Genomic DNA, 21,668 nt, shown 5'->3' with positions numbered 1-21,668 from the left:
TGATTGGTTCGCCTAGGGATGGTTCTCGCCTGAGGAGTGGCTTAACAGAACTCAAGACGCAAAGATGGTATGCCCAGCCGGGGAAAAACTCAATCAGACATGAGACTACAACCCATTTACCAACCTTGCTATCCGCTCAATGGCTTGCTACTCGCTGAAAAGGCTGAGTTGCGCTATGGTATCTTCGGCTTTATGGCCTCCTTTCTTGTTTTGCTAAGGACATGGATGCTCCATGCGAAAAATTCCGTTTTCTTATGCCTTGGCTAGCCTACTGGTGCTGGCGCTAGTGATATGGCTCGCTTTTGGTAATTTTCAGCGCTTTCAAACCACGCCCCCAGACGCACCCGCGCGCAGCGAAGCAGGTTCGCGGGTTGAAATTGTCGTGCAGCAGAGCACGCCGTTTATTCCTCAGCAAATCGTCCAGGGCCAACTGACGGCAGAGCGCGAAACCACCCTGCGCGCCAACGTCGCAGGCTTTGTGGCTGAGAAGCCGGTCGCGCAAGGTAGCCGCGTTGCGGCGGGCGATACGCTACTGGTGCTGGATAATGACGCTCTGCCCGAGCAGCTACAGCAGGCCCGGGATGAACTAGCCGTGGCCGAGGCGGAGTATGCCGGGGCTCGCAACCTGCGCCAACGGGAGCTGATTTCCCAGCCCGAGTTACTGCGCCTGCAGAGCGCACTAAGCGCCAGCGCTGCTTCCGTGGCGCAACTGCAGAAGCAGTTGGACGACAGCCGACCCACCGCACCTTTCGATGGTGTGCTGAACCGCGTTCAGGTGGAGCTAGGCGACCTATTACAGCCCGGTGAAGAGTGGGGCCAACTGGTCGATGACCGCCGTTTGAAAGGTGCGGCCTGGGTTTCTCAGCAGCAAGTGGGCGATTTAAGCGAGGGGTTACCGGTCACCGCGCGGCTACTCAATGGCGACCACCTCGAAGGTGAGCTGACCTTTGTTAGTCACCGCGCTGAAGAGGCCACTCGCAGCTTTTATATCGAAGCCACGCTGGATAACCCGGCCGGTAAACGCTTAGCAGGCGGCAGTGCGGAGTTGACCATTACGCTGCCACCCCGCCAGGTGCATACCCTTTCGCCTGCGCTGCTGAGTTTGAATAGCGAAGGCCAACTGGCGGTCAAGCACCTGGATGAGAACGACACAGTACAGCAGACCACCGTGGAGCTGGTGAGTGCCGATACGCAGCACGCCTACGTGACTGGCCTACCCGACCCGCTACGCCTGATCACGTTGGGCGCTGGCATGGTAGATATCGGTGAGACAGTGACCCCGGTGCCTGTTGAAGAGGCGATTATTTCACAGCCGGCGGAACAGGATAGCGTTCATGCGCCAGTTGATTAATGCGGCGCTAGCCCACACTCGTACGACATTACTGCTGTTGGTGAGTCTTCTATTAGCGGGCATCACTGCCTGGCAGATGATTCCTAAAGAAGCTAACCCCGACGTCACCATTCCGATGATTTATGTCTCGCTGACACTGGAGGGGGTGAGCCCCGAGGATGGCGAACGGCTACTGATTCGCCCCATGGAGCAGGAACTGCGTGGCATTGAAGGGTTGCGCAAGTTCACCGCCCAATCCAGCGAGGGGCATGGCTCGATTACTCTGGAATTCGACCCCGGCTTTGATCCCGACACCGCGCTAACCGATGTACGTGACCGGGTGGATATTGCCCGCAGCGAACTACCTTCCGAGGCCGATGAGCCGCGGGTGATGGAGGTCAACGTCTCGGAGTTTCCGGTGTTGACCATTGGCCTCTCCGGGCAGTTGGATACCCGTGAGCGCATGACGATTGCCCGACGCTTGCAGGAGGAGATCGAAGGTATTGCCGATGTGCTGGAAGTCGATATTGCCGGTGAGCGGGAAGATCTGCTGGAGATCGTCGTGGATCCGCTGGTATTGGAAAGCTACGGCGTCGACTTTGACACGCTATTTAATCAGGTATCGCGCAATAACCGCTTGGTGGCAGCGGGCAGTTTGGATACCGGCGCGGGGCGCCTGGCGCTGAAAGTCCCCGGTATTATCGAGTCCCTTGACGATGTTATGAATATGCCGGTCAAGGTCGATGAGGATCGTGTGGTCACCTTTGGCGATGTGGCCTGGATCAACCCTACCTATAAAGACCCCGAAGGCTTTGCCCGCATCGATGGCCAACCAGCGGTGGTGCTGGAAGTTTCCAAACGCGCCGGGGCGAATATCATCGCCACCATTGGCGCGGTGCGTGACCGCTTAGCCGATGCAGATGACTTACTTCCCGAGCAGTTGCGTTTCACCACTATTCTGGATGAGTCGACCACCGTTAAGAACATGCTCTCCGAGCTGCTCAATAACGTACTGACCGCCGTTGTGCTAGTGCTGATTGTAGTGGTCGCGGTGATGGGCTGGCGCATGGCGCTGCTGGTGGGGCTTACCATTCCCGGTGCCTTCTTAACCGGTATTCTGCTGGTATGGGCGTTTGGTTTTACGCTCAATATCGTGGTGCTGTTTGCACTGATTCTGGTGGCGGGCATGCTGGTGGATGGCGCTATCGTGGTCAGCGAGCTTGCCGACCGCCATCTGCACGATGGCCAAACGCCTCATCAGGCGTGGCTCAACGCTGCTGCTAGAATGAGCTGGCCGGTGGTTGCCTCGACGGCCACTACGCTGGCGGTCTTTATTCCCCTGCTGTTCTGGCCCGGCGTGGTCGGTCAGTTTATGAAGTACCTGCCCGCCACGGTAATTTTGTGCCTGCTGGCATCGCTGGCCATGGCGTTGGTGTTCTTGCCTACTCTTGGGCGCCTGTTTACGCGTACCACCGCAACCACGACAGACGCTAACCCTGATGAGGCGACGACTTCCTTTGGGCGTGGCTATCGCCACCTGCTGGCAAGGCTACTTATGCACCCTGCCTGGGTACTGCTGGTGACCGTATTGTTAATGGCTCTGCTGTATACCGGTTATGCGCGCTTTAACCACGGTGTCGACTTCTTCCCAGCCGTAGAGCCTGACAGCGCCCAGGTGTTGGTGCGCGCCCGAGGCGACTTCTCCGCCGTTGAAACCGACGCCATTGTGCAGCGGGTGGAAGCCAAACTATCCGGCATGAGTGAAGTGCGAGCGTTGTATGCGCGCTCCTTTGCGGTGCCTAACCAGCAGATGGGCAACGATGTGATTGGCATGCTGCAGTTCCAGTTTATCGATTGGCATGAGCGTCGCCCTGCCCAGGCCATTTTGGACGATATGGCCGAGCGCGCTGGGGATATCCCCGGCATTACGCTGGAATTTCAGGAGCAGGAGATGGGCCCCGGCGGCGGTAAGCCAATCGTGCTTGAGGTCAGCGCCACGAATCCCGACGTCGCCGATGCAGGCGTTAACCAGATAACCCAACTAATGCGCGAGCTGAGTGGCTTTACCGACATTGAGGATAACCGCAGCCTTCCGGGCGTGGAGTGGCAGGTTAACGTGGATCGCGAAGCGGCGGCGCGCATGGGTACCGATGTAACGACCATTGGAAGCGCGGTGCAACTGCTGACGACCGGCCTTCAGGTGGCTAGCTATCGCCCGCCGGAAGTCAGCGATGAAGTGGATATCCGCGTGCGTCTGCCGCAAAACTGGCGTTCGCTGGATCAGCTTGAGCGCTTGACCATCAACACTCAGCGGGGCCAAGTGCCGATCTCGAATTTTGTGACTCTGGAACCGGCGCCGAAGGTCGGCACCCTTAACCGCATCAATGGTCGCCGGGCGATTACCATTGAGGCTGACTTAGCACCGGGCTATCTCGCTGATGAGCGCCTAACTGCCCTGCTAGCCGCAAGCAGCGGCAGTTTGCCTGATGGCCTGATGGTCAACGTGGCGGGTGAGCAGGAGGACCAGCAGGAGTCGATGCAGTTCTTAGCCAGTGCCTTCTTGATTGCTATCGGTTTGATGGCGCTGATTCTGGTCACCCAGTTCAATAGCTTTTATCAAGCGGGGTTGGTGCTCTCGGCGATTGTGTTCTCCACCGCGGGCGTGCTCATGGGCCTACTGATTACCGGCCAGGCGTTTGGCATTGTCATGGTGGGGATGGGCGTGATTGCTCTGGCGGGTATCGTGGTCAATAACAACATTGTTTTGATCGATACCTACAACGAACTGCGCGGCCAGGGTATGACACCCGGCGAAGCCGCCCTTGAAGCGGGCTGTTTACGCCTACGCCCTGTGCTGTTAACGGCGATTACTACGGTATTGGGGCTCATGCCGATGGTGCTGGGGATCAATGTAGACCTGTTCACCCCTGCCCTGGGATTTAATGCGCCCTCCGCCCAGTGGTGGACGCAGATGTCGAGCGCCATAGCCGGCGGCCTCACCTTCGCCACCGCGCTAACGCTGCTGCTCACGCCGTGTATGTTGGTGATTGGGGGTAAATTACGGCGCAGGGGGTGAGGGGTGAGGGGTGAGGGGTGAGGGGTGAGGGGTGAGGGGTGAGGGGTGAGGGGTGAGGGGTGAGGGGTGAGGGGTGAGGGGTGAGGGGTGAATCGATTATGAGGTATTGGGCGCCCGCCGTTTTATATGCATGCGTGATTTAGTAGCGCGTGGTAAGCGAAGCGCACCCGCGGGAGCAGCGCGAGAAGCGGTGCCGGGGTTGAAGCGGGATTACCATGGAGCAAAAGCGCCGCATAGCGGCGCCTGTCTAATGGAAGGTCTTACTTAAGCGGGGGCTTTGGTGTGCTGCGGGCTATGTGCGGCGTGTAAGCGCGCGATTAACTGGTCTTCCAGCGCGAAGCGTTCGGTAAGGCCGCGGGCTAAGCGGTCGATCCAGGCAGGTAGGCGGGCGATATTTTGCTCGCAGCTGAGCGTGGAGCCAAAATCGGTATCGAATTCCAACACCATCTCGGTGGACATTTCTAAACGCTCAAGCAACTTCTCCGCGATGACGAGCGCGCCCTCGTCGCTAAAGGCCCGTGCCTCTTCCGAGAGCTGGGGGTAAATCTCAAAGTGACCGGCGCTGATGTAATCCATCAGCTTTTCACTAAACGTATCGATAGGCGCTTTGCTCACTGCTTCCAATTCAGCATCACACGCTTCTTTTAGCTCAATAAAGCTGATCAATAGCTGACGGCGCTGATCCAGCCAGCGGTCAATCAGGGAATGCACGCCTCCCCAGCGCTCCAGGGCATTTTTGCAATCTTCGAGCATGGGGCTTTCTCCTTAAAGTCACCTTTAACTGCTATTAATAACTACTATCAAACGCTCAGATCAAATAATAGGCTTAGAGTCGCGCCTCCCACTACCTCTGTCAATCCCAGCAAGTACGGTTTCCATGGTACTAAAAGTTCACTGCCCATAACGCTTTCTTCTATGGCTGATAACCAGCGCTCTCAAGCGGCAGCCCCTGCCATATTCCTGCGTCTATTTATGCTCTCATCTTCCGGCCACCATTGCGAGCACAGCCGCATGAGGGCTTTAAACGCTCGCACGCCTACTCACAGAAAAATACTTTAAGCTTAAAAAGTTTATACTTGAATTTTATAGAGTCCTCTCCTATCTTCAGGAAAGAGAGTGTTTTCCGTGGAGAATAAAAATGAGAATCGCCTGCCTGGGTGGAGGGCCTGCTGGCCTCTATTTCGCTATCAGCATGAAGCTACACGATCCCTCCCATGAGGTCGTGGTGATTGAGCGCAATCGTGCAGACGATACCTTCGGCTGGGGCGTGGTGCTGTCAGACGAAACCCTCGACAACCTGGCGGCCAACGACCCGGTCAGTGCAGAGCGCATTCGTGAGCATTTCGCCTATTGGGACGACATTGCGGTCGTTCATAAAGGCGCCAAAACAGTCTCTACAGGCCATGGATTTTGTGGCATTGGCCGCCGCCAACTGCTAATTCTGCTACAGGAACGCGCTCGCGAGCTCGGCGTGGAGATGCGCTTTGAAACCGATATTACAGAAGCCTCCATTGAGCAGTACCGGCGTGAGTATGACTTGGTCCTGGCCGCCGATGGCCTTAATTCTCTCACCCGTCAAACCTACGCCGATCACTTCAAGCCCGACATTGATGTACGAGCGTGCAAGTTCGTTTGGCTGGGTACCCATCAAACCTTCAACGATGCCTTCACCTTTATTTTCGAAAAGACCGAGCATGGCTGGGTGTGGGCTCACGCTTATCAGTTTGATAGGGATACGGCGACCTTTATTGTCGAGTGCAGTGAGGCCACTTGGCAGGCGTTTGGCTTTGGCGAAATGAACCAGCAGGAGTCGATTGCAGTCTGCGAGCGCATCTTTGCCAAGCATCTCGACGGCCACGCGCTGATGACCAATGCCAACCATATACGCGGCTCCGCCTGGATCAACTTTCCACGGGTACTCTGCGAACGCTGGAGCTATGAAAACGTCGTATTGATGGGTGACGCCGCCGCCACCGCACACTTTTCAATTGGCTCCGGCTCCAAGCTCGCTCTGGAGAGCGCCATCGCGCTGGCCAACTACTTGCACAGCGAAAGCAGCATGGCAGCTGCCATTGCTCGCTATGAAGAGGATCGCCGCTTCGAAGTGCTGCGCTTACAGTCCGCCGCGCGCAACTCCACCGAGTGGTTTGAGCAGGTGGAGCGCTACCTGGATCTCGACCCGGTGCAGTTCAACTACTCGCTATTGACCCGCTCCCAGCGCATCAGTCACGAAAACTTGCGGGTACGCGACCCACAGTGGCTAGAAAGTGCAGAGCGCTGGTTCCAAACCCAGGCGGGCAACGCTGGCAGCGCCCGTGCACCGATGTTTGCGCCTTATCAACTACGCGATATGACGCTGGTTAATCGCGTGGTGGTCTCCCCCATGGCGCAGTATAAAGCCGTCGATGGCTGCCCTACCGATTGGCACTTTAGCCACTATGCCGAGCGAGCCAAGGGTGGCGCAGGCCTGGTATATACAGAGATGACCTGCGTCAGCCCCAGTGGGCGAATCACCCCCGGCTGCCCAGGCTTGTACGCGCCCGAACATGAAGTGGCGTGGAAGCGTCTTTGCGATTTCGTGCACACGGAAACCCAGGCCAAGCTATGCGCCCAAATCGGCCATTCAGGAGCAAAGGGCTCTACTCAGTTGGGCTGGCAAGAGATGGATGCCCCGCTTACGGATGGCAATTGGCCAATATTGGCAGCTTCAGCACAGCCCTGGTCAGCGCGTAACCAAGTGCCCAAGGCAATGGATTGCGATGATATGGATCGGGTGCGCGATGAGTTTGTCAGTGCGGCGCAGATGGCCGATCGCGCGGGTTTTGACATGATCGAGGTCCACGCCGCCCACGGCTACCTGCTCTCTTCGTTTATCACGCCATTAACCAACCATCGTGACGATGAGTACGGCGGCTCGCTGGATAACCGGCTGCGCTACCCGCTTGAAGTGATCAACGCCGTGCGCCGCGTTTGGCCTGCCCATAAGCCGCTTTCGGTGCGTATTTCTGCCAACGACTGGTGCGGCGATGAAGGCATCACCCCAGACGATGCGGTGGAGATCGCCAAACGGTTGCGCGATGCGGAGGTGGATATTGTCGATGTCTCTGCCGGACAAACCTCGACCCAGGCAAAGCCGGTCTATGGACGTATGTTCCAAACGCCCTTCTCTGACCGGATTCGTAACGAGACGCCTATCGCCACCATGTCGGTGGGCAATATCTATCAGGCCGACCATGTGAACTCGATCCTGATGGCCGGACGCGCCGACTTAGTCTGTATCGCCCGCCCTCATCTCGCCGATCCTTACTGGCTGCTGCACGTTGCTGCGGGGTTGGGTGATAGTGAGGTGGAGTGGCCAGCACCCTACCGGGCAGGCGCCGATCAGCTACAGCGCTTGGCTGAACGTGGCGAGGGTTGGGTATGAGCCAATCCGATAGAAACTCGGCAGCGAACAGCCTGGCAGGCAAGCGGGCGGTGATTACCGGCGGCGGCAGCGGTATCGGTGCCGATATGGCCCTGGCCTTTGCCCAGGCGGGCGCCGAGGTCACGATTACCGGCCGCCGTGAGGCAGCCCTTCAAGCCGTTGCCGAGCAGCATGATGGCATTCGTACCGCCGTGGTCGATGTCACCGACGAAGCCGCCATGGTGACGCTCTTCGAGAAGATCGGCAATGTGGATATCGTTATTGCCAACGCCGGGGCGGCAGAGAGCGCGCCGTTCGCCAAGACCTCTTTCGGGCAGTGGCAACGTATGTTGAATGTAAACCTTAGCGGAGTGTTTCTGACCCTGCGTGAGGGTTTGAAGCAGTTGAACGACGGCGGGCGCCTTATCGCCGTTGCCTCCACCGCGGGCCTGAAAGGTTACGCCTATGTGGGTGCTTACTGTGCGGCCAAACACGGCGTGGTGGGGCTGGTGCGTTCACTGGCGGCTGAAACCGCCACTCGCGATATGACCGTTAATGCGCTCTGCCCAGGTTTTACCGACACGCCGTTACTGGCCGCCAGCGTGGAGAATATTGTGACCAAAACAGGCCAATCCGCCGAACAGGCCACCGCGCATTTTCAATCGACCAACCCTACAGGGCGATTAGTCACTCCTGCAGAGGTCACCGCGACGGCTCTATGGCTATGCGGGCCTAACAGTGGCGCAATCAACGGCCAGACGATTTCCATCTCAGGGGGTGAAGTATGACGGCAGAAAGCTTAAGCAAGGAGCGCCTGCGCTTATGGCTGCGCATGCTGCGGGTTACCCGTCAGGTGGAGTCCGAGCTGCGCGAACGGCTGCGAACCGAGCACGACTCTACACTGCCGCGTTTTGATGTGATGGCCGCGCTATATGCCGCTGAGGAGGGCCTGAAAATGAACGAGCTCTCCAAGCGGCTGCGGGTTTCCAACGGCAACGTCACCGGCATTATTGACCGCTTGGTGGAGGATGGCGCCGTGGAACGTATTGCTATTGAGGGCGACCGGCGCGCCACGCGGGTCTGCCTGACCAGTGCTGGTCGCGAAAGCTTCAGGGCCATGGCCGTTGAGCATGAGCGCTGGATCAATGCGCTGTTCGAAGGGGTGACCGAAGAGGATGCCCATCATATCGGCGAGCTGCTGCATCGTTTACCGACTGCTCCTCACGATGCCTCCTTATCTTAACGACGGCGACTCCGATTAATCACTGACAGGCGAGAACAACAATATGAAGAGCATGGCTGACCTGGCCCCCGAGCACTTTATTTGGGAAATGAGTGGTGATGTCGCCGTTATCCGGTTGAATCGCCCAGAGCGCAAGAACCCGCTGACATTCGAGAGCTACGCCGAACTGCGCGATACCTTTCGTGACTTGGCCTATGCATCCGATGTGCATGCCGTGGTGTTTACCTCCAACGGCGAGAACTTCTGCTCCGGAGGCGACGTACATGAAATCATCGGCCCCCTAGTGGGCAAGGATATGAAGGGACTGCTCGAGTTCACCCGCATGACCGGTGACCTGGTCAAGGCCATGCTGAACTGCGGCAAACCGATCATTGCCGCCGTCGACGGCATCTGCGTTGGCGCGGGGGCGATTATTGCTATGTCCTCGGATATTCGTTTTGCCACCCCCCGCGCCAGCACGGCGTTTCTGTTTACCCGTGTGGGACTGGCGGGCTGTGACATGGGCGCCTGCGCAATTCTACCGCGCATTATCGGCCAGGGCCGCGCCGCCGATCTACTCTACAGCGGCCGTAGCATGAGTGCCGAGGAAGGCCTCCAGTGGGGCTTTTACAACCGAGTGGTCGAACCAGACGCCCTGGAAGAAGACGCCATTGCTTACGCCACCCGCCTGGCTCAGGGCCCCACCTTCGGCCACAGCATTACCAAAACCCAGCTAAACCAGGAGTGGTCGATGAGCCTGGAGCAGGCCATCGAATCGGAAGCCCAGGCCCAGGCGATTTGCATGCAGACCAACGATTTCGAACGCGCCTACCACGCCTTCGTAGCCAAGCAAAAACCTGAGTTCAAGGGGGACTGATGAGCGACAAGAGCTTTCTAGCGTGGCCCTTTTTCGAGGCCAGACACCGCGAACTTTCCGAGCAGCTCGAAGCGTGGTGCCGCACTGAACTACCCCGCGACCACAGCGATGTGGATGCGACCTGCATTCAACTGGTACGCGATTTAGGCAAAGCTGGGGTTCTGGAAGGCACGGCGGGCGAGCATATCGATGTGCGCAGCCTGTGCCTAATCCGTGAAACCCTGGCCCGCCATGATGGCCTGGCCGATTTTTCGTTTGCCATGCAGGGGCTGGGAACCGGTGCGATCAGCCTATATGGCAGCGATGAACAGAAGCAGTGGCTGGACAGAACCCGGCGTGGTGAAGCAATTTCCGCGTTTGCCCTGAGCGAGCCTCGCTCGGGCTCTGATGTGGCCCAGTTGGATACCACCGCTGAGCGCGAGGGCGATAGCTACCGTTTGAATGGCGAAAAGACCTGGATCTCCAACGGTGGTATTGCCGATATCTACACAGTCTTTGCCCGCACCGGTGAAGGTCCCGGCGCCAAAGGGCTTTCAGCCTTTTTAGTGCCTGCCGACACACCCGGATTGGAGATTCGTGAGCGCCTGGAGTCGGTGGCGCCTCACCCGCTGGCACGGCTGGGCTTCAACGATATGGTGCTGCCTGCCAGCGCGCTGATCGGCAAGCCTGGGCAAGGCTTTCGGATCGCCATGTCGGTGCTGGACGTTTTCCGCTCCACGGTTGGCGCGGCAGCCCTGGGCTTCGCCCGCCGGGCACTGGAAGAGTCGCTCTCCCGCAGCCGCTCCCGGGAGCTGTTTGGCGCCACCCTCTCCGACTTACAGATGGTGCAGGGCCACTTGGCTGATATGGCGCTAAACGTGGATGCCTCCGCCCTGCTGGTTTACCGCGCTGCCTGGACGAAAGATCAAGGTGCTGAGCGGGTGACCCGTGAAGCGGCAATGGCCAAGCTATTTGCCACCGACCAGGCCCAGCAGGTGATTGACCAGGCAGTACAACTTCACGGCGGCGACGGCGTTCGCAAAGGCCATATTATCGAAAGTCTCTACCGGGAAATCCGCGCGCTGCGAATTTATGAAGGCGCTTCAGATGTACAAAAAGTAGTCATTGCCCGCAGCATGCTCGCGGAAGAGTAAATAGCAAAAAACCGTACAGTAGCTCTCAAAAACAATAAAACACAACGCCAGACACCGTATCCCTGCCCGCGCTTCCTTTGAGCCGTGGGCAGGAATAAACAACGACACCAAATACGGAGGTTGGTCATGTACATCCAGTCGGCTCATGCTGATACTTTTGCGCGGGATAACCTGCCACCCACTGATTGTCAGCCTGAGTTCCTGCTCGGGGGCTACCATTATCCCCAACGACTTAACGCGGGCGTTGAGCTCTGCGATCGACTGCTCGACCAGGGTCACGGTGAACGAATTGCCTTAGCGGGCAATGGCCGTCGTCGCACCTATCAAGAGCTCACTGAGTGGACCAACCGCCTTGCCCACGTGCTGGTCGAAGACCTGGGCGTGGTTCCCGGCCAGCGGGTATTGATCCGTTCCGCCAACAACCCGGCCATGGTGGCCTGTTGGCTGGCCGCCACCAAGGCGGGGGCCGTGGTGGTCAACACCATGCCGATGCTACGCACCAAAGAGCTATGCCAGGTAATCGATAAAGCGGAAATCAGCCTAGCCCTGTGCGATACCCGCCTGCTCGATGAACTGGTTGAGTGCCAACAACACAGCCCGGTACTCAAACGTGTGGTTGGCTTTGATGGCACGGCTAACCACGACGCCGAGCTTGACCGTTTAGCGCTGGGCAAACCCGCCACCTTTGAAGCGGTGGATACCGCCGCCGACGATGTGGCGCTGCTGGGGTTTACCTCTGGCACTACCGGCTCACCCAAAGCCACTATGCACTTTCACCGCGACCTGCTGGTCATTGCCGACGGCTACGCCAAGGAAGTCCTACAGGTAACGCCGGAGGACGTGTTCGTCGGTTCGCCGCCGCTGGCATTTACCTTTGGCCTGGGCGGGCTGGCCATTTTCCCGCTGCGCTTCGGCGCCACCGCCGTACTACTCGAACACGCCTCCCCGCCCAATATGATGGACATTATCCGCGAGTATCAGGCCACGGTGGTCTTCACCGCACCGACGGCCTACCGGGCGATGCTCTCAGCACCTACTCGCCATGAGGATTTGAGCAGCCTGCGCGTGGCGGTTTCCGCTGGCGAAACCCTGCCCGCACCGATTTATCATGACTGGATCAAGCAAACCGGCACACCGATTCTCGACGGCATCGGCGCAACTGAAATGCTGCATATCTTTATCTCTAATCACCTGAATGACCATCGCCCCAGCTGCACCGGCAAACCGGTGACCGGTTACGAGGCACGAATCGTTGATGACGAGATGAATGATGTCCCTCGCGGCACGGTCGGCAAACTGGCCGTGCGCGGCCCTACCGGCTGCCGCTACCTGGCCGACAAGCGCCAGCAAAAGTATGTAAAGGCGGGCTGGAATATCACCGGTGATGCGTTTTACCAGGACGAGGAGGGCTACTTCCACTTCGCCGCTCGCAACGACGATATGATCGTCTCGGCGGGCTATAACATCGCAGGCCCCGAGGTGGAAGCAGCCCTGCTGGCCCACCCCGCCGTGAAAGAGTGCGCAGTGATAGGTGCCCCTAGCCAGGAGCGTGGCCAAATTGTCGAGGCTTTTGTTGTTCTAAACGATGGTTTTCAGCAAGATGAAGAATGTCAGCAAATGTTGCAGGACTTCGTGAAGCAGACCATCGCGCCGTATAAGTACCCTCGCTCCATACGATTTATCGAGGCACTACCTAAAACATCCACGGGTAAGGTTCAGCGCTTTCGGCTGAGCCAAGAACATTACCCGAGTGCTGGCTCTCCTGGCATCAATGTGAATAGCACTAACATCAATAGCACCAACACCAACGCATGACCCTCTAAGCAATAAACGATTAAAAAATGAGGAATGATCCATGAAAATGATATCCCGCTTTGGCCTTGGCTTACTGCTCTCCTCCAGCCTGGTAACCACTGCTCACGCTGATGACGTTAAAATTGGCATGATTACCACCCTCTCAGGCGGCGGTTCGCACCTGGGCGTGGACGTTCGCGATGGCTTCATGCTGGCCCTTGAGCAGTCGGGCCGCGACGACGTGGAAGTGCTGATTCAGGATGATGCGAGACGCCCCGACCTGGCGCGTACGCTGGCCAATGAGTTTATGCAGCGTGATGAGGTCGATATTCTTACCGGCATTATCTGGTCAAACTTGGCAATGGCGGTCGTTCCTTCGGTGGTACGCCAGGGCACCTTCTACCTGTCACCTAATGCCGGGCCCTCGGATTTGGCAGGACGCATGTGCCACGAGAACTACTTCAACGTGGCGTATCAGAACGACAACCTGCACGGCGCCATGGGCGCGTATATGCGCGAAGAGGGGTATGAGCGCCCCATCATCATGGCGCCCAACTACCCCGCAGGCACCGATGCGCTGGCAGGCTTCAAACATCTTTACGAGGGTGAGGTCGTTGGCGAGCTTTACACCCAAATGGGCCAGACCGACTACGCGGCTGAAATTGCCCAGATTCGCGATAGCGATGCCGACAGCTTGTTCTTCTTCTTACCCGGCGGTATGGGCATCTCGTTTATGAAGCAGTGGGAAAGCTCCGGTGTCGATATGCCGATCTTTGGCGCCGCCTTCTCGTTTGATGAAATCTTAATCAAAGCGGTAGGCAGTGCGGCGATTGGCGCACGCAACACCTCGCTATGGGCATATGACCTGGAAAACGAGGCCAACGATCGCTTTGTTGAGGGCTTCCGGGAAGCCTATGACCGCACGCCAACGTTGTACGCGGCACAAGGTTACGACACCGCCAACCTGATTCTTAGCGCGCTTGAAACTGCCCACCCCGATGACAAAGACGCCTTCCGCGAAGCACTGCGGGCCGCTGACTTTGACAGCGTACGCGGTGAGTTCCGCTTCGGCCCGAACCAGCACCCTATCCAGGATATTTACGTGCGTGAAGTCGTGGAGGGTGACGATGGCGAGCCCACCAATCGCCTGATCGGTGTCGCCATCGAAGATATCCAAGACGTCTATTACGAGCAGTGCCAGATGTAAGCTCGCCTCGGCTGGGTGTAGCCACCCAGCCATTTCTCTTCACCTTCGTTAAGGTTAACTAACGTGTCCGTTACTCTGCTGATAGAGCAATTACTGAACGGCGTGCAGCTCGGCACGATGCTGTTTTTGATGGCCAGCGGCCTCACCTTGGTGTTTGGGGTGATGGGGCTGATCAATCTTGCCCACGGCTCTTTTTATATGGTGGGCGCCTACGCTACGGCAGCGGTGACTGCCTCAACGGGCTCTTTTCTGATTGGACTGGCTGCAGGGATGACTGCGGCCGCCCTGGTAGGTGCACTGGTAGAACTGTTGGTGATACGCCGACTTTACCACCGTCCTCATCTTGATCAGGTATTGGCAACCTTTGCGCTAATACTGATTTTTTCGGAGGGCACACGCTGGATCTTTGGCTCTTCACCGTTATGGTTGAGTCCTCCTTCTTGGCTGACGGGTTTTGTCACCCTGCCAGGTGATACCCGCTACCCCATCTATCGGCTGATGCTGATTGGGGTGGGTATCGCTATTTCGATTGCCCTTTACTTGCTTATCTCGCGAACTCGACTCGGTATGCGCATTCGGGCAGGTGAAAGCGATCGCGAAATGATTGGTGCGCTGGGGGTCAATATTTCAAAACTCTATACCTTGGTGTTTGCCTTAGGGGCGGCGTTAGCGGGTTTAGCCGGCGCTTTAGTAGGCGCATTGCAATCTGTACAGGTGGGTATGGGCGAGCCAGTGCTGATTTTAGCGTTTGTCGTAATCGTCATTGGCGGTATCGGCTCAATTAAAGGCGCGCTACTCGGTGCCCTGCTGGTGGGTATTGTCGACACCTTGGGTCGGGTCTATCTGCCCATCTTCTTTCAAGCGTTTATGCCACCGTCTGAGGCGACCGGCGTCGGTTCGGCGTTGGCCGCGATGCTGATCTATATCCTCATGGCCGTCATTCTCGCGTTCAAGCCTAAGGGACTGTTCTCTGCCCATGACTAATACCACTTCCTTGTCCAAGAACGCTGCGCTAGCGCCCGAAGCGGATAGACCTTTTGACCGCAAAGGGCTGGTTCAGATGGCCCTGCTCGGGCTACTGCTGTTACTGCCTGTAGCAGCCTATTTCTTGGGCCATATTTATTATGTCAATCTGGCCTCGCGTATCACCATTATTGCCATGGCGGCCGTTGGCCTTAACCTGGCCATTGGCTATGGGGGCATGGTGAGCTTTGGCCACGCGGCCTATTTCGGCTTAGGTGGCTATGTGGCAGGCATCAGTGCTTATCACGCTTTTGATATGACCCCATTTATGACGTGGCCTTTCAGCGTGCCGGGCAGCGACAATTTACTGGTGATATGGCTCGCCGCTATGTTGCTGTGCGGGCTGCTAGCGCTGGTCATCGGCGCTATCTCACTGCGTACCACGGGGGTCTATTTCATTATGATCACCCTCGCCTTTGCGCAGATGATTTACTACTTTGCCAACTCCTGGCCGACCTATGGCGGCGAAGATGGTCTGCCTATTTATATTCGCAACACCCTGCCCCTGTTCAATAACAACATGCTCGATAGCAGCGATGCACTCACCTATTTCCTGATCTGCTTCACCGGGCTTGTGTTAGCAATGGCAATTACCTCACGAATGATGAAATCGCGCTTTGGTGCGGCCTTGACCATGGCACGGCTTAACGATGTACGCCTTGCCACTGCCGGGATCAGCCCCTACCCCATTCGCTTGGTGGCGTTTGTGATTTCTGCCGCGATTACCGGGCTTGCTGGTGCGCTTTATGCGGATCTGAATGGCTTTGTTAGCCCGACAATGTTGAGTTGGCACTTCTCCGGCGAACTTATGGTCATCGTCATTTTGGGCGGCGTGGGGCGCCTTTACGGCCCGTTAGCCGGTGCGGTGCTGTTTGTGATGATGGAAACCTTTCTGGGGGGAGTCACCCAATATTGGCAGCTTTTCCTCGGGTTAGTACTGCTTGGGGTGGTGCTATTTGCCAAACATGGTGTGATGGGTTGGCTGGCCGGGAGGGAACGCAATGAGTGATGTGGTTCTTTCACTACAAAACCTGCATAAGCGCTTTGGCGCACTACAGGCGACCAGCGATGTTTCGTTGGATCTTAGACCCGGGGAGATTCACGCCTTGATTGGCCCCAACGGCGCGGGGAAATCGACCCTGATTGGCCAAATCGCGGGGAATATACGCCCTGATGAAGGGAGTGTTTACTTAGCAGGCTGTGAGATCACGAGCATGAGTATCGCTCAGCGGGCGCGCCTGGGCCTGGGGCGTAGCTTTCAGGTCTCCTCGCTGGCGGAGCCGCTATCGGTGATGCGCAATGTGATGATGGGAGTTCAAGCGCTGCAGAGTCACAGTTTTCGGTTCTGGAAGCCCGTTGCTCGCGATCGGCAACTGCTTGAACCAGCCTATGAAGCACTGGCGCGTATGCAGCTTAGTCACCGCGCCTGGACGCCGGTATTTGAACTTTCCCACGGGGAACGCCGCCAGGTTGAGGTGGCTTGCGCTCTGGCGCTCAAGCCCCGCGCACTGCTGCTGGACGAACCCATGGCAGGCTTGGGTCCAGAAGGATCGGCAAAGCTGACCGAGCTGCTGGAGGCGCTTAAGCTGGAAGTGCCTATCCTGCTGATCGAGCACGATATGGAGGCGGTATTTCGTCTGGCTGATCGTATCTCTGTGTTGGTATCCGGGAGCGTTATCGCCCATGGGGATAGCCACACTATTAGGCAGGATCCCCGCGTCCGTGAAGCCTACCTGGGGGATTCTGATGCTTAAGGTTGCTGATATTGAAACGTTTTATGGGCCCTCTCAGGCGTTATTTGGCGTTAGCCTTGACGTTAACGCCGGTGAGATGGTCGCCCTAATGGGGCGTAACGGTATGGGTAAAACCACCACCATTCGCTCGATATTCGGTCTGACTCCGGCCAGCCGTGGCACGATTGAGTTTGAATCCCAGAACATACGCCGCTTACCCGCTTTTCGTATCGCTAAAGCGGGGCTTGGCTTGGTGCCGGAGGGGCGCCGCTGTTTCCCTAATTTGTCGGTGCGCGAAAACCTATTGGTGACCGCCCGCCCGGGCGAGTGGACACTGGAGAAAGTAGAAACGCTGTTTCCGCGCTTGGAGGAGCGCCGCGCGCAAATGGCCAAGACCCTCTCCGGCGGTGAGCAGCAGATGCTGGCTATTGGCCGGGCGCTGATGACCAATCCGCGTTTGCTGGTGCTGGATGAAGCCACTGAAGGATTGGCGCCGGTGATTCGCCAGGAGATCTGGCGGGCAATTCGGCTGCTCAAGGAGCAAGGTCAAGCTACGCTGCTGGTGGATAAGTCATTAAGCGAAATTCTACCCATCGCTGACCGCTGCACCATCCTGGAAAAAGGCTGCACCGTATGGGATGGCAAACCCGCCGCGCTGGACAGCACTGTGCGTGACCGTTATCTGGGCGTGTAGGGAGGAGAAAACAGTGGCGTTTACTACCCAGCGAAAAGTTCGTTTCCAGCACTGTGATCCGGCGGGAATCGTTTTTTACCCCCGCTATTTCGAGATGATCAATTCAGTGGTGGAGGATTGGTTTGAGGAGGTCGTGCAGCGTGACTTTAACCAACTGCATGTGGAGAGCGGCACCGGGGTTCCCACCGCCGCTATCGACACCCAGTTTCATGCGCCGAGCCGGTTAGGCGAACGACTCACCTTTGAATTAGCGGTTCAAGCCGTTGGGCGTAGCAGCCTTACCCTTCAGATTATCGCTTACTGCGGTGATCAGAAACGTCTAACCAGTCGTTCAACCCTTGTATATGTGGATCTAAATAGCGGTCAGCCAATGCCCTGGACAGAGGCTATGCGCCAGCACTTTACCGTCGAAAACCTATAAGGATAGCCATAATGAGTGACGCCAACTTTCATCAGCTTCTTCACCCTTCGCATTGGAAAGCAGCGGTGGGCTACGCTAACGGCGTGCTGGCTTCAGGCCAGAGTGTGTTTGTAGGTGGGCAGATTGGTTGGAATGCCGACCAGGTATTTGAAAGCGATGACTTTGTCGTTCAAGTGAATCAGGCGCTGCAAAATATCGTGGCGATCTTAAAAGAGGCGAACGCAGGCCCGGAGCATATCGTGCGGTTGACCTGGTATGTGACGGACAAGCAGGAGTATCTGGCGCGGCTTAAGGAGGTGGGCGCCGCCTATCGCGAGGTGCTGGGCAAGCATTTTCCGGCAATGACGATGGTTCAGGTGGCGGGGCTGGTTGAGGATCAGGCTAAGGTGGAAATCGAAGCGACGGCGGTGATTCCGGCTCATTAAGGATAATCAAAAGTGCCTCTAGCAGAGTACAAAGAGGTGCACCGGATCGAAACAACCTTCCGCGGGGGCGCTGTGAACCCATCCCTGGGCGCTACTTTCGCCATCTGACCGCCATGGATGGCGGAAATGCCGGAATTGTCGGGAACATTTTCCGGCCCTGGCGAAAGACCCCCGCTTCAGGCTGATTTCGATCCTGTATTGAGAAGCTTCGTTAGTTTTTAATCATATCTTAACGCTAGCGTGAAATTCTTTAATCCACTCAACAAAACAACCATCGTTAAGATAGTGCTCAAGAATCGAGAAGTGGTCTACGTCGGAAAGTAGCTGCTGAGTCACTGTTTGGCCTTGCTGGCTCAAATGCTCAGCATAGCTGCTCATCTGGCGCTCGAACTCTTCTGACTCCAGGCCCCCTGCTACCAGCTTTATAGGCGCAGGTACTCGGCATGGCAGCCATATGGGGCTGAACTCCTGCACATCGCGCCCGCTAAGCTGAAGCTTGGGCTGCAGCCACGACCAGGGAAAAGGCCGCAGGTCGTATAAACCGCTGATACACAGCGCACCACGAATCAGCTGGTTGGGTAAGCCAAAAGCGCCCTCCCAGTCCGTCGACATTAGCATCGCGCATAAATGCCCGCCCGCCGAGTGTCCCGAAATACTCAGCTGCTCAGGATCAACGCCCAATTCAGCGGCATGGCGATAAACGTAGGCCACCGCTGCTTGGCTCTGCCGCACCAGCTCGCTAAAGCGTACCTGCGGGCAGAGAGCGTAGTTGACCACCGCGACGGTGATACCGGCTTTCACCAAGTCGTCAACGATAAAGCTAAATTCACGATGACTCAGCGAGCGCCAGTAGCCGCCGTGGAAAAACACATGCACCGGCGCTTTTGGGCTATCGGTATCAGGTGCATCGGCATGAAAGATATCCATGCGTTCCGCAAGCGTTGGGCCATAAGGCAGATCGAGCGTTGTGCGGTGGTTAACTCTTGATGCTTCACTGCGCTCACGCCAATCCTTTACCAACACCGCCGGGTCACGACCCATCATCGGGTCGTAGGCGCGGTCGATCTCTTCTTGAGTCGCAAAATGTTGATAAAGCATGTACGTCTCCTTATCCCTGACGCCCTACTAACCCCGACTTTTCATCAACAGCATACGCAGCGGTGCGATTGCCAGAATGGCAAATCCGATTAGCGTCCAGGCGGGCAGTGATAGGCCGAGCAACGAGAAATCGATATTGGCGCACTCGCCTGAGCCGGTTAACACCATGGCCACCACGTCCTGCATGGGCAGAATATCCATCATGTAATCGAGCCCAGGGCCGCAGGAAGGGACTTCATCGGCGGGCAAGCCTTGTAGCCAAACGTGGCGGCCAGCGATAAAGGCACCGGTTCCCACAGCAGCCAGCGACAGCAGCCCGTAAATCACTTTGCCTACACGCCCGGCGGGACTGTGAATAGCGGCTATCGCGAACACGATGCCCGCGACGATCACCGCTACGCGCTGAAAGATACACAGCGGGCAGGGTTCATATCCGCCGATGTGCTCAAGCCCCAGGGCTACCGCCATCATTAAAACGCAGAAGGCTAAACCAGCCAGGGCGGCCGAGCGAAAGGAGTGCAGAATCATTGTCTAACCTCAGATGGCAGCGCCGACATGGCGCGGGACTCACGAGCTTTAGTGAAATAGGCCTGCAAGAACTCTTCGAAGGTCTCTTTATCAGCAGCTTCAATATCGTGCTGCTGCTGGTGCGAGGTCTCAATCAGCTGAGCAAGCAGCGCTTCACGACTGCGCTGCATCGGCGCGGCTTTTAACTGCTCCGCCTGCTCTTTGGCTAGGCTAAGCATCAAATCGCTTAACGATCCGCCGTGCGCTTTTAACCGTTCCAGCACCTGGGCAGAAGGCGTTAGCGAAGGGTCTGCAAGACGTGGTGCAAGGCTTGCCAGCGCATCAGCATGCGGGCTCCCCTCCTCGACCGCATCCAGCAGGCGGGCAACTTCGCCCATCTCGGCGAAAATTTGTTCGCCCCACTCACGCACCGAGGTGGTTTCACCATGGTTGATTAGCATGAGTTCAGGGTCACGGCCGCGTTCCACCACCCAGCGGCGGTTGTCGTCCAAGCGGTCACACTCTTCGTCGGAGATCCACGGGCTGTCGCTGAGTAGGCACCACATCAAAAAGGTGTCCACAAAGCGCATCTGGTCTTCAGTAACGCCCAGGGGGTCGAAGGGGTTTAAATCCAAACAGCGTACTTCGATATACTCCACGCCGCGGGCTTCGAGGGCTTGGCTGGGCGTTTCGTTGTGTTTGGCAACCCGCTTGGGCCGAATGTCGCTGTAGTACTCGTTTTCGATCTGGAGAATATTAGCGTTCAACTGACGCCACTCACCATCCACGTTAACACCCATTTTTTCATAGTCGGGCCACGGTGAAGAGATGGCGTGCCGCAGGGTATTAACGTAGTTAGAGAGCGAGTTAAAACAGATTTTAAGCTGCGACTGTACTTTGTTTTGATACCCCAGATCGGACATCCGCAGAGTCGTCGCGTAGGGGGCAAAGTAGGTGTCGTCGCTAAGCGACTGCAGTTTTTCGGGTACCTTACCTTCAGGCAAAAAACTTTTATCGATGGCCGGTGAAGCGCCAAACAGATAGAGCAACAACCAGCTATGGCGGCGGAAGTGACGGATCATGCCGAAATAGCGGGTGGAACGATAGTCGTTGAAGGGAATATTGGTGGCTTTTTCCAACTCGCGTAGGGCGTGCCACATATCATCAGGCAGGGAAACGTTGTAATGAACGCCTGCAATCGCCTGCATGATGCGGCCGTAACGCATGTCCAACCCTTTGCGGTAAACATGCTTCATGGTGCCCACGTTGGAGCTGCCATAATCGGCAATCGGCACGCTGTCGTTGCCGGATAGCCTAGAGGGCATGCTGCCGGGCCAGATCCATTCGTTTTGCAGGTGATGATAAGTAAAAGTATGCAGGTCAGATAGAAAGCACAGCGCTTCACCAGGCTGAGAGTAAACCGGCGTGATGTACTCTAACAGCGACTCTGAGTAGTCGGTGGTGATATGCGGGTGGGTTAATTTCGACCCCAGCGCGTGCGGGTGCGGCGTTTGCGCAATGTGGCCAGTAGCATCGACCCGCAGCCCCTCTTTTTCAAGCCCACGACGCAGGCGGCCCAACCGACCAAGTCGCGCACTGGGTATCAGGCGCTCGACTTGCGCGGTCAGCGCGGATGGCACAGTGAGTGGTTCAGGCAAGGTGAACACTCCTTGTCAGTAAAGCCCGCCGTGAGCGGGCCTTGGTGTAGTCAGGTGGCATCGCCAT

At 57.1% G+C, this 21,668-nt stretch carries 19 protein-coding genes; 15 read left to right on the top strand and 4 right to left on the bottom strand.

The features are described 5' to 3' along the window. Positions 1-232 precede the first annotated feature (232 nt). Both LMS44_RS07360 and LMS44_RS07355 read left to right on the top strand, forming a co-directional pair. A complete protein-coding gene (locus tag LMS44_RS07360) occupies positions 233-1,351 on the top strand; it encodes an efflux RND transporter periplasmic adaptor subunit (protein WP_041157935.1) in 1,119 nt (372 codons plus the stop codon). Further along, the gene (locus LMS44_RS07355) at positions 1,335-4,406 is read left to right on the top strand and encodes an efflux RND transporter permease subunit (RefSeq protein WP_498947172.1); all 3,072 of its coding nucleotides are present in this window, start codon (positions 1,335-1,337) and stop codon (positions 4,404-4,406) included. Before LMS44_RS07360 ends, LMS44_RS07355 begins: the two co-directional genes overlap by 17 nt. A gap of 264 nt (positions 4,407-4,670) precedes the next feature. On the opposite strand, the gene LMS44_RS07350 is transcribed toward LMS44_RS07355, so the two are convergent. After that, positions 4,671-5,159 (bottom strand): Rsd/AlgQ family anti-sigma factor, encoded by a 489-nt coding sequence (locus tag LMS44_RS07350; RefSeq protein ID WP_009288487.1) that lies wholly within the window; start codon positions 5,157-5,159, stop codon positions 4,671-4,673. 385 nt (positions 5,160-5,544) lie between these two features. On the opposite strand from LMS44_RS07350, the gene LMS44_RS07345 reads away from it, so the two are divergent. The 13 genes from LMS44_RS07345 to LMS44_RS07285 all read left to right on the top strand — a co-directional run bounded on the left by LMS44_RS07345 (position 5,545) and on the right by LMS44_RS07285 (position 18,338). After that, on the top strand, positions 5,545-7,830 hold the full coding sequence (locus LMS44_RS07345; protein ID WP_498947171.1) for an oxidoreductase: 2,286 nt from the start codon (positions 5,545-5,547) through the stop codon (positions 7,828-7,830). After that, positions 7,827-8,597 carry an SDR family NAD(P)-dependent oxidoreductase gene (locus LMS44_RS07340; RefSeq protein ID WP_138800628.1) on the top strand — a complete coding sequence of 257 codons (771 nt, stop codon included), beginning with the start codon at positions 7,827-7,829 and terminating at the stop codon, positions 8,595-8,597. Before LMS44_RS07345 ends, LMS44_RS07340 begins: the two co-directional genes overlap by 4 nt. Next, complete coding sequence (locus LMS44_RS07335; RefSeq protein ID WP_041157930.1) at positions 8,594-9,052, top strand: MarR family winged helix-turn-helix transcriptional regulator; 459 nt, start codon at positions 8,594-8,596, stop codon at positions 9,050-9,052. The genes LMS44_RS07340 and LMS44_RS07335 overlap by 4 nt, the downstream gene beginning before the upstream one ends. A 43-nt stretch (positions 9,053-9,095) precedes the next feature. Continuing rightward, positions 9,096-9,908, top strand: a complete 813-nt coding sequence (locus LMS44_RS07330; protein ID WP_022519695.1) for an enoyl-CoA hydratase family protein — start codon at positions 9,096-9,098, stop codon at positions 9,906-9,908. Continuing rightward, on the top strand, positions 9,908-11,041 hold the full coding sequence (locus LMS44_RS07325; RefSeq protein ID WP_159176495.1) for an acyl-CoA dehydrogenase family protein: 1,134 nt from the start codon (positions 9,908-9,910) through the stop codon (positions 11,039-11,041). Before LMS44_RS07330 ends, LMS44_RS07325 begins: the two co-directional genes overlap by 1 nt. 126 nt (positions 11,042-11,167) lie before the next feature. Then, a complete protein-coding gene (locus LMS44_RS07320; RefSeq protein ID WP_159176494.1) occupies positions 11,168-12,856 on the top strand; it encodes a benzoate-CoA ligase family protein in 1,689 nt (562 codons plus the stop codon). 40 nt (positions 12,857-12,896) lie between these two features. Then, complete coding sequence (locus tag LMS44_RS07315; RefSeq protein WP_009288483.1) at positions 12,897-14,042, top strand: ABC transporter substrate-binding protein; 1,146 nt, start codon at positions 12,897-12,899, stop codon at positions 14,040-14,042. A 63-nt stretch (positions 14,043-14,105) separates the two neighbouring features. Beyond that, positions 14,106-15,026 carry a branched-chain amino acid ABC transporter permease gene (locus tag LMS44_RS07310; protein WP_009288482.1) on the top strand — a complete coding sequence of 307 codons (921 nt, stop codon included), beginning with the start codon at positions 14,106-14,108 and terminating at the stop codon, positions 15,024-15,026. Beyond that, complete coding sequence (locus LMS44_RS07305) at positions 15,019-16,074, top strand: branched-chain amino acid ABC transporter permease (RefSeq protein WP_022519699.1); 1,056 nt, start codon at positions 15,019-15,021, stop codon at positions 16,072-16,074. The genes LMS44_RS07310 and LMS44_RS07305 overlap by 8 nt, the downstream gene beginning before the upstream one ends. After that, entirely contained in the window at positions 16,067-16,819 is a 753-nt protein-coding gene (locus LMS44_RS07300) for an ABC transporter ATP-binding protein (protein ID WP_022519700.1), read from the top strand. The genes LMS44_RS07305 and LMS44_RS07300 overlap by 8 nt, the downstream gene beginning before the upstream one ends. After that, entirely contained in the window at positions 16,812-17,492 is a 681-nt protein-coding gene (locus LMS44_RS07295; protein WP_035538356.1) for an ABC transporter ATP-binding protein, read from the top strand. Before LMS44_RS07300 ends, LMS44_RS07295 begins: the two co-directional genes overlap by 8 nt. A 13-nt stretch (positions 17,493-17,505) precedes the next feature. Next, positions 17,506-17,913: an acyl-CoA thioesterase gene (locus LMS44_RS07290; RefSeq protein ID WP_022519702.1), complete on the top strand. Its 408-nt coding sequence runs from the start codon at positions 17,506-17,508 to the stop codon at positions 17,911-17,913. A gap of 11 nt (positions 17,914-17,924) precedes the next feature. Further along, complete coding sequence (locus LMS44_RS07285) at positions 17,925-18,338, top strand: RidA family protein (protein WP_022519703.1); 414 nt, start codon at positions 17,925-17,927, stop codon at positions 18,336-18,338. A 222-nt stretch (positions 18,339-18,560) separates the two neighbouring features. Here LMS44_RS07285 and LMS44_RS07280 read toward each other — a convergent pair whose 3' ends face one another. From LMS44_RS07280 to gshA, 3 genes are read right to left on the bottom strand one after another with little or no spacing between them, the layout of a single operon-like run. Beyond that, positions 18,561-19,436, bottom strand: coding sequence for an alpha/beta hydrolase (locus LMS44_RS07280; protein WP_022519704.1), 876 nt, complete (start codon positions 19,434-19,436; stop codon positions 18,561-18,563). 27 nt (positions 19,437-19,463) lie between these two features. Continuing rightward, positions 19,464-19,964: a disulfide bond formation protein B gene (locus tag LMS44_RS07275; RefSeq protein ID WP_022519705.1), complete on the bottom strand. Its 501-nt coding sequence runs from the start codon at positions 19,962-19,964 to the stop codon at positions 19,464-19,466. Then, the gene (gene gshA, locus LMS44_RS07270) at positions 19,961-21,601 is read right to left on the bottom strand and encodes a glutamate--cysteine ligase (protein ID WP_027958822.1); all 1,641 of its coding nucleotides are present in this window, start codon (positions 21,599-21,601) and stop codon (positions 19,961-19,963) included. The genes LMS44_RS07275 and gshA overlap by 4 nt, the downstream gene beginning before the upstream one ends. Between the last annotated feature and the right edge of the window lie 67 nt (positions 21,602-21,668).

Origin of the sequence: Halomonas profundus, from assembly GCF_020865425.1 — a bacterium.
Taxonomy (GTDB): domain Bacteria; phylum Pseudomonadota; class Gammaproteobacteria; order Pseudomonadales; family Halomonadaceae; genus Vreelandella; species Vreelandella titanicae.
This window is presented reverse-complemented; position numbering and strand designations above follow the sequence as displayed.